Source organism: Actinophytocola sp. (assembly GCF_049647105.1).
In the GTDB taxonomy this organism is placed as follows: Bacteria; Actinomycetota; Actinomycetes; order Mycobacteriales; family Pseudonocardiaceae; genus Actinophytocola.
This window is the reverse complement of record NZ_JBARWZ010000196.1, coordinates 1-14309: the sequence shown is the minus strand read 5'-3', so window position 1 is coordinate 14309 and position 14309 is coordinate 1. Positions and strand designations below refer to the sequence as shown.

General features: G+C 69.9%; 13 protein-coding genes. 5 read left to right on the top strand and 8 right to left on the bottom strand.

Annotation, left to right across the window (positions count from 1 at the left end; translation table 11 throughout):
• Nucleotides 1–129 precede the first annotated feature (129 nt).
• The 6 genes from WBA97_RS23265 to WBA97_RS23240 all read right to left on the bottom strand — a co-directional run bounded on the left by WBA97_RS23265 (nucleotide 130) and on the right by WBA97_RS23240 (nucleotide 6133).
• On the bottom strand, nucleotides 130–1137 hold the full coding sequence (locus tag WBA97_RS23265; RefSeq protein WP_424233012.1) for an NAD(P)/FAD-dependent oxidoreductase: 1008 nt from the start codon (nucleotides 1135–1137) through the stop codon (nucleotides 130–132).
• Nucleotides 1138–1245: 108 nt separating this feature from the next.
• Entirely contained in the window at nucleotides 1246–2742 is a 1497-nt protein-coding gene (locus WBA97_RS23260) for a PH domain-containing protein (RefSeq protein ID WP_424233011.1), read from the bottom strand.
• On the bottom strand, nucleotides 2739–3233 hold the full coding sequence (locus WBA97_RS23255) for a PH domain-containing protein (protein ID WP_424233010.1): 495 nt from the start codon (nucleotides 3231–3233) through the stop codon (nucleotides 2739–2741). Before WBA97_RS23255 ends, WBA97_RS23260 begins: the two co-directional genes overlap by 4 nt.
• Nucleotides 3234–3404: 171 nt before the next feature.
• Nucleotides 3405–3965, bottom strand: a complete 561-nt coding sequence (locus WBA97_RS23250) for a hypothetical protein (protein ID WP_424233009.1) — start codon at nucleotides 3963–3965, stop codon at nucleotides 3405–3407.
• Nucleotides 3966–4049: 84 nt separating this feature from the next.
• Nucleotides 4050–5645, bottom strand: coding sequence for a DHA2 family efflux MFS transporter permease subunit (locus tag WBA97_RS23245; protein WP_424233008.1), 1596 nt, complete (start codon nucleotides 5643–5645; stop codon nucleotides 4050–4052).
• 14 nt (nucleotides 5646–5659) lie between these two features.
• Nucleotides 5660–6133: a MarR family winged helix-turn-helix transcriptional regulator gene (locus WBA97_RS23240; RefSeq protein WP_424233007.1), complete on the bottom strand. Its 474-nt coding sequence runs from the start codon at nucleotides 6131–6133 to the stop codon at nucleotides 5660–5662.
• Nucleotides 6134–6311: 178 nt separating this feature from the next.
• Here WBA97_RS23240 and WBA97_RS23235 point away from each other — a divergent pair, with 178 nt between their 5' ends.
• The 4 genes from WBA97_RS23235 (at nucleotide 6312) to WBA97_RS23220 (ending at nucleotide 10786) form a co-directional block, all read left to right on the top strand.
• Nucleotides 6312–8693 (top strand): Tex family protein, encoded by a 2382-nt coding sequence (locus tag WBA97_RS23235; protein WP_424233006.1) that lies wholly within the window; start codon nucleotides 6312–6314, stop codon nucleotides 8691–8693.
• 139 nt (nucleotides 8694–8832) lie between these two features.
• A complete protein-coding gene (locus WBA97_RS23230; protein ID WP_424233005.1) occupies nucleotides 8833–9414 on the top strand; it encodes a pyridoxamine 5'-phosphate oxidase family protein in 582 nt (193 codons plus the stop codon).
• Between the two features lie 89 nt (nucleotides 9415–9503).
• Nucleotides 9504–9797, top strand: a complete 294-nt coding sequence (locus WBA97_RS23225; protein ID WP_424233004.1) for a VOC family protein — start codon at nucleotides 9504–9506, stop codon at nucleotides 9795–9797.
• A 5-nt stretch (nucleotides 9798–9802) separates the two neighbouring features.
• Nucleotides 9803–10786 carry a lactonase family protein gene (locus WBA97_RS23220; protein ID WP_424233003.1) on the top strand — a complete coding sequence of 328 codons (984 nt, stop codon included), beginning with the start codon at nucleotides 9803–9805 and terminating at the stop codon, nucleotides 10784–10786.
• A 51-nt stretch (nucleotides 10787–10837) separates the two neighbouring features.
• Here the strand turns inward: WBA97_RS23220 and WBA97_RS23215 are convergent, their stop codons facing one another.
• The gene (locus WBA97_RS23215) at nucleotides 10838–11608 is read right to left on the bottom strand and encodes a fumarylacetoacetate hydrolase family protein (RefSeq protein WP_424233002.1); all 771 of its coding nucleotides are present in this window, start codon (nucleotides 11606–11608) and stop codon (nucleotides 10838–10840) included.
• A gap of 103 nt (nucleotides 11609–11711) precedes the next feature.
• Here WBA97_RS23215 and WBA97_RS23210 point away from each other — a divergent pair, with 103 nt between their 5' ends.
• Nucleotides 11712–12368 carry a S1 family peptidase gene (locus tag WBA97_RS23210; protein ID WP_424233001.1) on the top strand — a complete coding sequence of 219 codons (657 nt, stop codon included), beginning with the start codon at nucleotides 11712–11714 and terminating at the stop codon, nucleotides 12366–12368.
• Here the strand turns inward: WBA97_RS23210 and cimA are convergent.
• Nucleotides 12341–13978 (bottom strand): citramalate synthase, encoded by a 1638-nt coding sequence (gene cimA / locus WBA97_RS23205; RefSeq protein WP_424233013.1) that lies wholly within the window; start codon nucleotides 13976–13978, stop codon nucleotides 12341–12343. The genes WBA97_RS23210 and cimA overlap by 28 nt on opposite strands.
• Nucleotides 13979–14309 lie beyond the last annotated feature (331 nt).

Sequence of the window (14309 nt, the reverse complement as noted above, 5' to 3'; positions counted from 1 at the left end):
GCCGCTGGCGGCGTTGCGGGAAAGCCCAAGTACAACCCGGTACGAGCGGCTTTCCCGCGCCTTGCCAGCGACCACCTGGATCCACGGACAAACGACCCACTTCACCTGGACGGGGCACTAGTTGCCTTGTCACCTCGGCGACATGATCGTGGGGGCCTGGGTTCGTCCGAGGACGATGTCGGCACCCATGCGGGCGAGCGCGGGTGCCATCTGGATGCCGTAGCCGCCCTGCCCGGCGAAGAACACGAAACCCGGGTGGTCCGGCCACGCGCCGACGACCGGCTCGCGGTCGGCGACGAACGACCGCAGTCCCGCCCACGCGGTGTGCACGGACCGCAGTCCGAGCGTGGTGGCGGCGTTGATCCGCTCGATCGCCAGCGCGACGTCGAGGTCGTCGGGCCGCGCGTCGCACGGTTCGCTGGGGGTCTCGTCGGCCGGGGAGACCAGCAGGCCGCCGCTCTCCGGGCGGAAGTAGAACCGGTCGGCGGCGTCGGCCACCAGCGGCCACGCCGGGTCGACCTCGGCACGCACCATCGCGATGGTGCGCCGCTTCGGCTCAAGGCCGATCGGGGGCACCCCGGCCATGGCCGCGACCCGGTCCACCCACGCGCCAGCGGCGTTGACCACGACGTCGGCCCTGACATCACCCGCGACCCAGCCTCCGCCGTCGCGGCGCAGTCCGTTGATCCGCGTGGACGTGCGGATCTCACCGCCGCGTCCCTTCAGGTCGCGGACGTAGCGGGCATGGAGCGCCATCACGTCGATGTCCCGCGCGGTCCGGTCGACGGCGGCGGCGAGCGGCGGGCGCAGGACGCGGCACATCTCCACGGCCTGCTGTGCGGTGATCGGGTCCGCGTGAAGCTCCCGGAGGTGGTCGACGCCCTCGTCGTCGACCGCGATCCACAGCGCCGGGCGCGCGGTGAGGACGCCGTCACCGAAGAGCGGTTCGCTGGCCCTCGTGAACTCGCGGACCACGGGGCCGCCGTAGCTGGGTGCGTAGATGGCGGCGGAGCGGCCGGTGGTGTGGCGCGCCAGCTCGGGTTCGGCTTCCACGAGCACCACGTGCGCGTCGGCGGCCAGCTCGCAGGCGATCGAGACGCCCGCGATGCCGCCGCCGATGACCAGGACGTCGACCATGCGACGAGCTTAATTCCAGCAGGCGCGTGACGGTGTCCGCCACCGCCTTGGCAACCGCGCGGCGAGCCGCGCGTCAGATCGTCCTAAAAGGACAGTTTGACGCGCTGCTCACCGCCGTGGTTCCAGGAACGGCGTGAGCAGCCCGGGCACCGCATCGTCGGCGAACCGCAGGCCGTCGTCGACGCCGACGTCGTACACCGGGTAGGCGCCGCTGTTCGCCGCGGTCGTCGCCTTGACGGTGACGAGGCCGGACCGGCGCTGGAACGGCGAGGAGGAGATCGTCCACCCGATCACCCCGCTCCGCAGCAACGCCGCGGTCCGCCGGGCACCGATGCCATACCTCGTCACGAGGTGCCGCTCGGCGAGGCCGTGACCGAGGTTGCGGTACGACTCGAACGCCAGGAACACGGCAACCGGCAGGAGGACGACCGCCAGGATCCACGCCAGGTGCGCCAGCACGTCGGTCAGCAGGAACCCCAGCACGGCAAGCATCGCGGCCGGTGCCAGCACGCAGTACAGGCCCCACCGCACGCGCCGCCACAGCGCGGCACGCGGGTGGCCCGTGACCGCCGTCGCGGTAGCGGCCTCCGAGCCGAGCACCTCGGCCGCCACCCTGCGCGCCACCTCGAACGGCGCCGCGGGCAGCACCGTCTTCGGGTCGGCTCTCTCGTTCTCGGTCTGCTGCCGCATGCCGGTCGCGATCACGTCCACCCGCGCGGCCCGCAGCACGCGTACCCCGAGCGGCTCGATCACCTCGACACCACGCAGCCTGCGCCGCTCCAGCGTGAGCGACCGGGTACTGAGCAAACCCCGTGACATCACCAGGTTGCCGTCCTCACGGCGCAGCGAGTAGCGATACCACATCTCGACGAACACCCCGAGCGAGCCGATCACCCCGACCACGAGCGCGGCCGCCAGCAGCACGGCGATCAGCCCGAGGACCGACAGCCCGCCGAACAGGTCGCGGACGGTCGTGAACACCGCGCTCTGCAACTGGAACCACTCCGAGACCTGCATTACCGCACCGAACGCGGCCGCGCCGAGGATCGGGGTGCTCACCGACACCGGCGCGTACCGGATCCACTGCCAGTTCAGGGCCGCGATCACCGGGCCTTCCGGCTCGGCCTCCGTCGCCACGGCCGAGGAGCGGAGCAGCTCCCTGCGCAGCTGTTCCGCCACCGCCCGCCCCACCGGGTCGAGCGTCACGTGGCTGCTCTCCGACGTCTGCTGGCCGGTGCCGATCTTCACCTTCGCCACGCCGAACAGGCGCTGCACGGGATCGGCGACCAGGTCGACGGTCCGCACCCGGTCACGCGGCACCGACCGGTGCGTGTGCAGCACCCACGAGTGCCGCAACTCAACCCGATCGTCGGTCACCCGGTAGGTGGTGTGCCGCCAGCGCATCAGGTCGATCAGAGCCGCGGCACCGGCCACCAGCACCACCACGCCGAACGCGATCAGCAGCATCACGCCCAGCCCGGCCGCGCTCGCGAAACCCAGCACGAACGGCACCGCGATGCCCGCCGTCACCCCGGCCATCCACAGCGCGGTGACGTGGACCGTGCGGGGATGCAGCTGCTGCCAGCCGTCATCGAACGCGGTCACGTCGCGTCGCCCTTGTTCGCCTGCGTGACCTCGGTGAGCTTCTCCGCGAGGTCGGCGGCGACCTCGCGGTCCAGTCCCTTGATGGTGATCGGGCCCGCGGCCGACGCCGTCGTCACGGTCACGCTCGAGAGCCGGTACGCCTGTTCGAGCGGCCCCCGTTTGGTGTCGACGGTCTGGATGCGTGACATCGGCGCGATCCGCCACTCCTGCCACAGCCAGCCACTGCGGGTGTAGACGGCGTCCTCGGTGATCTCCCAGCGGTGCACCCGGTACCGCCAGATCGGCATGATGATCATGTACGGGATGCCGATGACCATGGCGATCGCCAGCGCCAGCAGCAGCCACGGCCGCGCGGGCGGGATAAGCAACGCCAGGACACCGAGCACCAGCGCGACGATCCCGTTGAAGATCGCCTCCGAGGTCATCCAGTACCGCACCGCCCGAGGGTCGACCCTGTTCGTCGGCGGCCGCAACCGCACCTGTGCCTCCATGGAACGTCACGCTACTGAGTCAGACAACGCGCCCACGTCGACCGGAAGGCTCGTCCGCCTCCCCGGCGTTCAAAGTGTTGGTCTCGACCCAGCGCATCCTCAGACCGCAGGTTGGACTGCGCCCGCGACGGTGCCTGCTGGGCGTCTGGCGCGCGTGGCGCGGTCGGCGCGCTAACGCTGGGCTGACCGCCAGTCGGCGGGGTGGAGCGCGGCGGCGGTGAGCATGGCGCCGCCGCCGATGGTGAAGCACAGGGTGGCCGGGGAGAACGCGCTCGTCCGGCCCTCGAAGTGACCGGCGAGAGCGAACACCAGGAGCCAGCCGAGCCCGCACGCGACCAGCAGCAGGATGCCGCAGACCCGCGCGAACCGCACCGGCCCGTTCCCGACCTCGTCGCGGAACAGGCGCAGCATGGCGACCAGCGCGACCAGGATCGCCAGCGCGAACACGCCTGCGACCACCGCGGCCATCGCCGCTTCCTCGCGGAACGGGCCGCCGCCAGCGTCACCGAGGCCGAAGATCGCCGGGAGCAGCGAGATCGACTCGCCCTCGCCGTCGTCCGCCTTCTCGGTCGCCGAGAGGAACGGCACGAAGAAGCCGAGCACCATGGCGGCCGAACCGATCGCCACCACCGCGCGGAACAGGATGGCCTCCAGGCCGTTCACACGGCCGCGCAGGACCTGCACCTGGAACCGCAGTTCCTTGAGCTTGTCGTCGACGATCTTCTCGTCCATGGCCGGGAGCGTACGGCCGGGAACGCCAAGAAGGGCACCTTCGGGACATCGAACGCCCTGAAGGTGCCCTTCGTGACAGTGAGACTAGCCGCGGCCTGCCGCGGGTTCGTCGATGACCGGCGGCGCCTCCGCGTCCGCCGGGAGCGGCGCGACCGCCGGCTCGGGGGCCGGCGGTGTGCCCTTGCCACGCGGCAGCAGCAGCGCGGGCAGGAACGCGAGGGCCAGGAGGATCAGCGCCCAGAAGAACGTGGCCGAGTACGCCTCCGACATCAGGTCCGCGACCTGCGAGCGGATGGGCTCCGGCAGGTCCGTGATCGACGAGGTGTCCGGCGCGGCGCCTGCCGGGGCGTTCGCCGCCAGCGGTGCCAGCCGCTCCTTCATCTCGTTGAACAGGATCACCGACAGCAGCGCGGTACCGATCGACGCCGCCACCTGCTGGATGATGTTCAGGCTAGTCGACGCACGCGCCACGTCCTGCTGGCGCAGCGTCTTCAGCGCCGCCGACATGATCGGCATCATGGTCATGCCCATGCCGAGGCCCATCACGAACAGTGCGGACCCGATCGCCATGTACGAGGTGTCACCCTCCAACTGGGTGAACAGCACCATGCTGCCGACGATCACGATGATGCCGAGTTGCGCGATGCGTGCCGAGCCGACCCGGTCCACGATCAGACCCGCGATCGGCATCATCAGCATCGCGCCGATGCCCTGAGGTGCGAGCAGCAGACCGGCCGCCAGCGCGCCCTCGCCGCGCACCTGCTGGAAGTACAGCGGCATGAGCAGCATCGAGCCGAAGAACGCGACCACGAACAGGACCATCGTCACCGCCGCCACCGAGAAACTCCGGTCGCGGAACAACTTCAGGTCGATCAGTGCGCCCTTGGTGCGCGACGCGTGCCAGATGAACGTCGCCACCAGCACCGCGCCGATGCCAGCGGGCAGGTACACCTCGGGGTGGCCGACGCCCTCGTGCGCCGGGACCTGCGCGAGGCCGTAGATCAGCGCGGCGAGACCAGGCGACAGCAGGAGCAGGCCGATCACGTCGAGCTTCTCCGCGGGCCTCGGCTCGTCCTTTTCCAGGAGCTTCACGCCGAGCAGCAGCGTCAGGATGCCGACGGGCACGTTGATGAAGAAGATCCAGCGCCACGACACGTCGTCGACGAGCCAGCCGCCCAGGATCGGGCCGACGATCGGGCCGAGCAACATCGGCACGCCGATCACCGACATCACGCGGCCGATCCGCTCCGGGCCCGCCGCCTTGGTCAGGATCGTCATGCCGAGCGGCATCAGCATGCCGCCGCCGAGACCCTGCAGCACGCGGAACAGGATCAGCGACTCGACCGACCACGACAGGCCCGCGAGCGCGGAGCCCGCCATGAACAGGAAGACGGCGGTCAGGTAGATCCGTTTGGTGCCGAACCGGTCCGCGGCCCATCCGCTCAGCGGGATGACGGTCGCGAGCGCCAGCGTGTAGCCGGTGGCCACCCACTGGATGGTGTTCAGCGTGGTGTCGAACTCGCCGATCAGATGGTCGATCGCGACGTTGACCACGGTGATGTCGAGCATCGCCATGACCGCGCCGAGGACGACGACCGATCCGATGGCGAGAATTCTGCGGTCGAGCTTCTCCGAGCCCGTGCCGGCCGTCGACGGCGTCGGCGGAAGCACCTCAGTCACAAGACAAATCCCCTCTAGCAGCCAGAAATTGTGGTGGGCTGTTCCCCTCGAGCGAGGAGGGGCGCCAATGCCCGGGAAAGCTGCTCCCGCTCGTGGTCGCTCAACGTCTCGAGACACTCGCGTACAGCCTCGCGGTGAGCCTGAAGGAGACCGCCGACGAACTGCCGGCCGTACTCGGACAGACGAACCCGTTTGACCCTGCGGTCGTGGTCGTCCTCTCTGCGCGTGACCATCTCCGCTCTGGCCAGTGCCTGGACGGCCCGCCCCGCGGTCGCCATCGACAGCCCGAGCAGTCCGGCCAGCTCGTGGACAGCCAGTTCCCCCTGGCTGTCGGAGAGCACGAACAGTGCACGCATTTGGGAGAATGACAGATCGAGTCCCTTGGCGACACCCAATATGTGCGCCTCACCGCTCTTCTTGAGCCGCGCGAGACAGTCCATCACCTGGTCGGTGACGGTCTCGACGGAGGAGAGCGGCGTTACTTGCACGGTACAATGATCGCACCGACGCAACTAACTGCAAGTGACTGTGCTGGGCGTCTCAGTCCCCATTTGGTTTAACCCGAGTCTAACGCTGCTACTCATAGCAACGAGCAACCGTTTGTGTACGGACCGAGGCAACCCCGTCCATCGGCGTTGTCGGGGGTGCGGGGCAGAATGCTCACCCGTGACAGCCACGGCCACTCCCCCCTCAGTTTTCCTGCGCATCGCCGAGGAGCTCAGCGTCGCCGAGCGCCAGGTCCGCTCGGCCGTGGAGCTGCTCGACGGCGGCTCGACCGTCCCGTTCATCGCCCGGTACCGCAAGGAAGTCACCGGCGCGCTGGACGACGCGCAGCTCCGCACCCTCGAGGAACGGTTGCGCTACCTGCGTGAGCTGGAGGAGCGCCGCGCCGCCGTCCTCGAGTCGATCAAGTCGCAGGACAAGCTGACCGACGAGCTCGCGGGGCAGATCATGGCCGCCGACTCCAAGGCGCGCCTCGAGGACATCTACCTGCCGTACAAGCCCAAGCGCCGCACCAAGGCGCAGATCGCCCGCGAGGCGGGTCTCGAGCCGCTGGCCGAGGGCCTGCTCGGCGACCCGAACACCGACCCGCAGGCGGCCGCCGCGGTGTTCGTCGACCCCGACAAGGGCGTGGCGGACACGCAGGCCGCGCTGTCGGGTGCGCGCGACATCCTGGTCGAGCGGTTCAGCGAGGACGCCGACCTGATCGGCGGGCTGCGCGAACGCATGTGGGACAGCGGGCGCCTGGTCGCCAAGGTCCGCGCGGGCAAGGAGACAGAGGGCGCCAAGTTCGCCGACTACTTCGACTTCTCCGAGCCGTTCACCAAGCTCCCGTCGCACCGCATCCTCGCGATGTTCCGCGGTGAGAAGGAGGAGATGCTGGAGCTGGTGCTCGACCCGCACCGCGACGAGGAGCAGCCGCCCGGCCCGACCGAGTACGAGGCGCGGATCGCCGCCCGGTTCGGCATCGACGACAAGGGGCGCCCCGCCGACAAGTTCCTCACCGACACGGTGCGCTGGGCGTGGCGCACCCGCATCATCGTGCACCTCGGCGTGGACCTGCGGTCCAGGCTGCGGCAGGCCGCCGAGGACGAGGCGGTGCGCGTGTTCGCCGCCAACCTGCGTGACCTGCTGCTCGCCGCGCCCGCGGGCACCCGCGCGACCATGGGCCTCGACCCCGGCCTGCGCACGGGTGTGAAGGTCGCGATCGTCGACGCCACCGGCAAGGTCGTCGCCACCGACACCATCTACCCGCACGTGCCCGCCAAGCGCTGGGACGAGTCGCTGGTGAAGCTGCACGCGCTGGCGAAGGCACACGACGTTGACCTGATCGCGATCGGCAACGGCACCGCGTCCCGCGAGACCGACAAACTGGCCGCCGAGCTGCTCGCGAAGAGCCCGGAGCTGAAGCTCACCAAGGTGATGGTGTCCGAGGCGGGCGCGTCGGTGTACTCGGCGTCGGCGTACGCGTCGCAGGAACTGCCGTCGCTGGACGTGTCCCTGCGCGGTGCGGTGTCGATCGCGCGGCGGCTCCAGGACCCGCTGGCCGAGCTGGTGAAGATCGACCCGAAGTCCATCGGCGTCGGCCAGTACCAGCACGACATCACCGAGACGAAGCTGTCGAGGTCGCTGGACGCGGTGGTCGAGGACTGTGTGAACGGTGTCGGCGTGGATCTGAACACGGCGTCGGTGCCGCTGCTGACCCGGGTGTCGGGCATCGGCGGCTCGCTCGCGGCGAGCATCGTCTCGCACCGCGACGCCAACGGCCCGTTCCGTTCGCGCACCGCGCTGAAGAGCGTGCCGAAGCTGGGCCCGAAGGCGTTCGAGCAGTGCGCGGGCTTCCTCCGCATCCCGAACGGCGACGACCCGCTGGACTCGTCGAGCGTGCACCCCGAGGCCTACCCGGTGGTGCGCCGGATCGTGACGTCGACGGGCCTCGAACTGGCGTCGCTGATCGGCAACAGCCAGCAGCTGAAGTCGTTGAGCCCTGCCGACTTCGTGGACGAGAAGTTCGGTCTGCCGACGGTGACGGACATCCTGGCGGAACTGGACAAGCCGGGCCGCGACCCGAGGCCCGCGTTCAAGACCGCGACCTTCAACGACGCCGTACACACGCTGAACGACCTCAAGGTCGGGATGGTGTTGGAGGGCGTGGTCACGAACGTGGCCGCCTTCGGCGCCTTCATCGACATCGGCGTCCACTGCGACGGGCTGGCGCACGTGTCACAACTGTCGCGGAACTTCGTCAAGGACCCGCGCGAAGTGGTCAAGTCCGGCGACATCGTGCGAGCCAAGGTGCTCGAGGTCGACATCCCACGAAAGCGGATCTCGTTGACGCTGCGGCTCGACGAGGAAACCTCCGCACCGCGACAGCCAAGGGAACAGCGCGGCGGCGGCAACCAGCCTCGTGGCGGTAACCAGCCTCGCGGCGGCGGCGGACAGCGTGGCGGCGGCGGCGGGCAGCAGCGTCGCGGGCAGAAACAGGACGCCGGTGGCGGCGGCGCGATGGCGGATGCCTTGCGACGAGCCGGCTACAAGCCTCGTTGATGTTGCTGGTCGGCTGGGGCACCTGAGTTCGCAGGTGTCCACTGTGGGCGGTTTGTATCTCGAGGACTGTGACGTCGCCGAGGTTTCCGGGCCGGATTGTGGGGGCTTTCGACGTTCCTCACCAGGTAGCTTGGTCGGCATGGGAAAGGTCTACGAGGGGATCACGCCGCGCCTGCGGACCTTCATCGAAGAACAGAAGGTCTTCTTCGTGGGGTCCGCACCGCTGTCGGGCGACGGGCACGTCAACCTGTCGCCCAAGGGGCGCGACGGTTCGCTCGTCGTCCTCGGTGAGCACACGCTCGCCTACCTGGACTTCGGTGGCAGCCATGCCGAGACCATCGCCCACCTGCGGGAGAACGGGCGCATCACGCTGATGTGGTGCGCGTTCACCGGCCCGCCGAAGGTGCTGCGGGTGCACGGGCGCGGCACGCCGGTCTTCCGTGACGACCCGCGCTGGGCCGAGATGATCACGCACTTCGCCGGTGCGGACGGGCCCGCGGCGCGGGCGATCATCCTGATCGACGCCGTCATGGTGAGCGACAGCTGCGGGTTCGCGGTGCCGTTCATGGACTACCGCGAGGAACGCACGCAGCACGCACAGCACTTCGGGCGGAAGTCCGACGAGGAGTTCGCCGACTACTGCGCCGGCAAGCCACACAACGTGGCCAGCATCGACGGGTTACCCGCCCTGCCGCTGCCGCTGCCTGCGAGAACGGCATGACCGTCACCCCTCTGGCGCTCACCGCGCTCGCCTGTGCCGAGCCGGGGCCACTCGCCGAGTTCTGAGCGGCGCCGCTCGACGGCACGATCGTGCTGCGCGCCGATGAGGTCGTGGTCCTGAAGACCGGCACGATGCTGCTCGGGTGCCGCGCGAGGGCCGGACGACACGCCACCAACGTGGCCCGGTGGCGACGCCCCCAGCACCAGCACCTCGACCTCACGGTGCTGGACCTGGACGCCGCCGAGCAGGAGGCGCTGCGGCTCGGGGCACGCAAGGCCGACGTGCAGCCGCGGCCTGACCAGTGGCGGGGTTACCTCGACCCCGCTGGGCACCCGTTCTGCCTGACGGTCAACATTCCGTTCGACCTTCAGCGGCTACGGTGATCAGCATGGATGTCTGGATTGGCAGCTACACCTCGGCCACCGGGGGCAACGGCACCGGGATCAGCACGTTCCGCCGCTCGCCGGACGGCACCCTCACCCCCGACCGCGAGCTGCCGTTGCGCTCGCCGTCGTGGCTGATCGCCCACCCGAGCGCCCCCGTCGTGTACGCGACGAACGAGTTGGGCGACGGCGTGATCACCACGGTCTCGACCGACCTCGAGGTGCTCGGCACGATCTCCTCCGGTGGCGCGGATCCGTGCCACCTCGCCGTGTCGGCCGACGGCCGCCACCTGCTGTGCAGCAACTACTCCAGCGGCAGCCTGTCGGTGTTCGCCCTCGGCGCGGACGGCCTGATCACCGGGCAGACCGACCTGGTCCGGCACGAGGGCAGCGGCCCGCACCCCGAGCGCCAGGAGTCCGCGCACGTCCACCAGGCGGTCGTGCGGGACCGGATCGTGAGCGTCGTCGACCTCGGCACCGACGAGATCCGCTCCTACGAGCTGGCGGAGAACGGCAAGCTCGACCCGCTGTCGGTCTCGGCGATGCCGCCCGGCACCGGGCCGCGCCAGCTCCGCCGCAGGCCAGGCACCGACCTCGCCTACGTGGTGGGCGAGGTGAACGGCACGCTGGTCGTGGTCCGCGAGGAGGAGCAGCCCGGGACGTTCACGCAGGTCGCCGTGGTGCAGGCCACCAAGGAGCCGTGGCAGGGCGACGAACCCAACTGGGTGGCGCACCTGGAGATCGTGGACGAGCGGCTGTACCTGTCGAGCCGGAACGCGGACGTGGTCACGGAGTTCGACATCTCCGCCGAGACGCCGGTGGCACTGGCCGACCACCCGAGCGGCGCGTGGCCGCGTCACTTCACGATCGTGGACGGCACCGTGTACGTGGCCGCGCAGCGCGACGACGCGGTCGTGACGTTCCCCGTCGGCGGCGGCGAGCAGGTCCGCTACCCGACGGGCACCCCGACATGCGTGCTCGTCAGGTAGCGACATGGACGCGCGTCGAACTCGCGGGTCGCGCCGGTTGGACTCGCGGGGTTAGCGGGGTTCCGCGGGGTTGGTCAGTGTGCCGAGGCCCTCGATCGTGATCGACACGCTCTGGCCCGCGGTCATCGGGCCGACGCCCGCCGGTGTGCCGGTCAGGATCACGTCGCCGGGCAGCAGGGTCATCACGCGCGACACCCACTCGACCAGCTTCGGCACGTCGTGCAGCAGCAGCGAGGTCCGTGAGTCCTGCTTGACCTCGCCGTCCAGCGACGTGCTGATCGCGACGTCGGCCGGGTCGAACTCGGTCTCGATCCACGGGCCGAGCGGGCAGAACGTGTCGTGGCCCTTGCCGCGCGTCCACTGCCCGTCGGCCTTCTGCTGGTCGCGGGCGGTGACGTCGTTGCCGATCGTGTAGCCCAGGATCACCGACGCCGCCTGCGCGGCGGCCACGTCCCGGCACGGCCGCCCGATCACCACGGCCAGCTCACCCTCGAAGTCCACTCTGGACGAGTCGGCTGGCAGCTTGATCGGCACGTTGGGGCCGATCACCGACGTCGATGGCTTCAGGAACATCACCGGGTCGGCAGGCGGTTCGCCACCCATCTCGCGGGCGTGGTCCGCGTAGTTCTTCCCGATGCAGACGACCTTCGACGGCAGGATCGGCGCGAGCACCCGCACGTCGGCCAGCGGCCACGACTTGCCGGTGTAGGTGGGTGTGCCGAACGGGTGGTCGGCGACCTCGCGGACGACGAGGTCGTCACCGGACCCGTCGACGGTGACGAACGCGACCCCGCCCGGATGGGCAATTCGAGCAATACGCACGACCGCAGCCTACGAAACGCCCGGTGTCGCCCGGTTGCCGGATAGGCATCGGCCGCCACGCCTGGTTGTGTCATAGCCACCCTGCGTACAAAGGAGTACCCCCATGCGGCGATTTATCGCCATTCTCACGGTGCTGTTCGCGTGCCTGTTCGGCCTGCCGGCCACGGCCTCCGCGGCGCCCGCCCCGATCGGCGGCGGCAGCATCCTGTTCAACCCGGTAGGCAGCGGGAACCAGTGCGTCGTCGCGTTCGCGGCGTCCGGCGGCGACCGCGAGTACCTGATCGCCGGCCCCGGCTGCGACACCACGATGTCGACACAGCTGTACAGCGGCGACAACGTCCCGGTCGGCCCGGTCGTCGGCGGACTCAACCACGGTTACGTGGTCGTCGCGGTCACCAACACCGACGCGTGGGACGTGGTCGGCTGGATCAACGCGCCGGGCGGCAAGTACTCGATCGCCGGGTCGGTGGAGACCCCGGTCGGCGGGCGCGTGTGCCTGCTCAGTCACACCGCGGGCATCACGTGCGGCACGGTGACCGCCAAGAACGTGACGATCTCCTACCCCGAGGGCACCATCAGCGGCCTGACCCAGACCAACATCTGCCCGCAGCCGCGCAGCATCGCCTACGTGACCGGTGACCAGGCACAGGGCGTGCCGCTCGGCGGTGGCTCCGGCATCTGCACCACGGCGGGCAACAGCTACTTCTTCCCGGTGAACCGGATCCTGTCCGCCTACGGGCTGGCGCTGCTCACCGGCTGAGCCGCCCGCATCGCCTTGTGCACCAAGGCGTCGCAGAGCGCGAGCCAGCTCGCCTCGACGATGTTGCCGTGCACCCCGACCGTGGTCCACTCGCGTTCGTGGTCGCTCGACTCGACCAGGACGCGGGTGACCGCGTCGGTGCCGGCGGCGCCCGGCAGGATGCGGACCTTGTAGTCGGACAGCCGGACCGCCGACAGCCACGGCAGGTGCGGCTGCAACGCCTTGCGCAGCGCGGCATCGAGTGCGTGCACCGGCCCGTTCCCTTCCGCGGTCGCGATGACGCGCTGGCCCGCGACGTGCACCTTGACCGTGGCCTCGGACACGATCTCGCCGTCCATGCCGTGGTCGAGGATCACCCGATAGGACTCGAGGCGGAACGGCGGCGCGTCCACAGTGGAATCCTCGTCGACCGCCACTTCCTTGCGCAGCAACAGCTCCAGCGACGCGTCGGCCGCCTCGAACGACCAGCCGTGCGCCTCGAGCTCCTTCACCTTGCGCACCACGGACGTGAGCACCGCGGGGCGGCCGGCCAGGTCGACCCCGAGCTCTCTCCCCTTCAGCTCGAGGCTGGCCCGGCCGGCCATCTCGGTCACCAGCACCCGCATGTCGTTGCCGACGACGGTCGGATCGATGTGGTTGTACAACAACGGATCCACCTTGATCGCGCTCGCGTGCAGCCCCGCCTTGTGGGCGAAGGCCGACGACCCGACGTAGGCCTGGTGGGTGTCGGGTGCGATGTTCGCGATCTCGGCAAGCGCGTGCGAGACCCGCGACAGCTCGGGCACGGAGGCCGCCGGGATCACCGGCATGCCGAGCTTCGTGACGAGGTTGCCGACCACGGCGAACAGGTCGGCGTTGCCCGCCCGTTCGCCGTACCCGTTGGCGGTGCACTGGACGTGCGTGGCGCCCGCCTGGACCGCGGCCACGCTGTTGGCGACCGCGCAGCCCGTGTCGTCCTGGCAGTGGATGCCGACCCGGAAACCGGTGCGCGCGATGACGTCCCCGACCGTGTCGGCCAGCTGTAGCGGGAGCTGACCGCCGTTGGTGTCACAGAGCACGGCGACATCGGCCCCGGCCTCGACCGCGGCGGTGAGGACGCGAAGGGCCGTGTCGGGGTCGAAGGCGTACCCGTCGAAGAAGTGCTCCGCGTCGAGGAACACGCGCCGCCCCTCGCCCTTGAGGAAGGCCACCGTGTCCCGCACCATCGCGCACGCCTCGGTGACGTCGGTGCGCAGCGCCCGCTCGATGTGCCGCCGGTCCGACTTGGCGACGAGCGTGACCACGGACGCCTCCGAGTCGAGCAACCCCCGCACCTGCGGGTCCTGGTCGGCGGTCGTACCCGCGCGCCGCGTGGACCCGAACGCCACGAGGGTGGCGTGGGAGAAGTCGATCTCCTTGGCACGCGAGAAGAACTCGGTGTCCTTCGGCATGGCACCCGGCCAGCCACCCTCGATGAACCCGACACCCACTTCGTCGAGCAACCGCGCGACCGCGAGCTTGTCGGCGACGGAGTACGTGATGCCCTCGCGCTGGGCACCGTCCCGCAGGGTCGTGTCGAAGACGTGGAACGAGTCGCCGAGCGGGGTCCCGGCCGGGGTCGTGCGGTTCACGACGGGTGCCTTTCGTTGTGTGGCCACAAAAAAACCTCCCGCAGGATGCGAGAGGTCAGCGCGTCGGGTGTGTAGCTCGGCTACCCGACGCGCTCAGCGATAATGATCAAACCCAGAGTGCTCACGCTGGCATGCTGCCACACCGCCGGTAGCGATACCAAGTTATGAGCCGGTTCTCCCACATCCCGGGACGCGGGTTGGCGTCCTCGCTGGCGGGGCAGTCCCTGTGGATAACCAGCCGTTTCTGTCGGTGGTCCGTGCGAGGCTGGAAACCGGGGGCCGGAGGCCAGATGCCAGCGCGCGAACGGGCGCCGGGGCCGAAGCCCGCGGC

Coding starts and splice junctions, on each gene's coding strand:
- WBA97_RS23265 (WP_424233012.1), bottom strand. CDS start 1,137: ATGGTCGACGTCCTGGTCATCGGCGGCGGCATCGCGGGCGTCTCGATC.
- WBA97_RS23250 (WP_424233009.1), bottom strand. CDS start 3,965: ATGGACGAGAAGATCGTCGACGACAAGCTCAAGGAACTGCGGTTCCAG.
- WBA97_RS23230 (WP_424233005.1), top strand. CDS start 8,833: ATGGGAAAGGTCTACGAGGGGATCACGCCGCGCCTGCGGACCTTCATC.
- WBA97_RS23220 (WP_424233003.1), top strand. CDS start 9,803: ATGGATGTCTGGATTGGCAGCTACACCTCGGCCACCGGGGGCAACGGC.
- WBA97_RS23210 (WP_424233001.1), top strand. CDS start 11,712: ATGCGGCGATTTATCGCCATTCTCACGGTGCTGTTCGCGTGCCTGTTC.
- WBA97_RS23255 (WP_424233010.1), bottom strand. CDS start 3,233: ATGGAGGCACAGGTGCGGTTGCGGCCGCCGACGAACAGGGTCGACCCT.